At 67.1% G+C, this 456-nt stretch carries 1 protein-coding gene; it reads left to right on the top strand.

What is annotated here, in order from left to right:
- A partial coding sequence (locus tag D7X55_RS40875; RefSeq protein WP_121725752.1) for a PLxRFG domain-containing protein occupies positions 1 to 456 on the top strand: 456 nt, incomplete at both ends.

Genomic DNA, 456 nt, shown 5'->3' with positions numbered 1-456 from the left:
GCCGCACGACACGGCGGGATCAAGGCCATGAACTACCTGCTGGCCGCCAGCCGCGACGCCGTGCGCACTGTGGGCAACATCCAGAAGACCCTGACCGACCCCGACGAGCTCCGCGCCTACCAGGCGCTTGAAGCCTCCGGTGCCATCGAGAAGACGCAGGCCCACAACCTTGCCGGCATCGCCGAGGGCGGCCTGACGGGGTACAACCCGGCCTGGAGCAAGGCCATGGGGATCATCGGCTGGGGCTTCCACAAGACCGAGGTGGTCAACCGCGAGGCAACCGGCATGGCCGCCTACCGCCTGGCGCGCGCGGATGGCAAGTCGTTCGACGAGGCGGTGAAGTTTGCCCGCGACGCGATCTTCGACACGCACTTCGACTACAGCAACGCCAACCGCGCCCGCTTCATGCAGAGCGGCACCGCTAAGGTGCTGCTGATGTTCCGGCAGTACAGCCTG

This window comes from Corallococcus sp. AB049A (genome assembly GCF_003668885.1).
GTDB classification, from domain to species: Bacteria; Myxococcota; Myxococcia; order Myxococcales; family Myxococcaceae; genus Corallococcus; species Corallococcus interemptor.
Note: the sequence above shows the minus strand (reverse complement) of the source record. Positions and strands in the feature narration are given on the sequence as shown.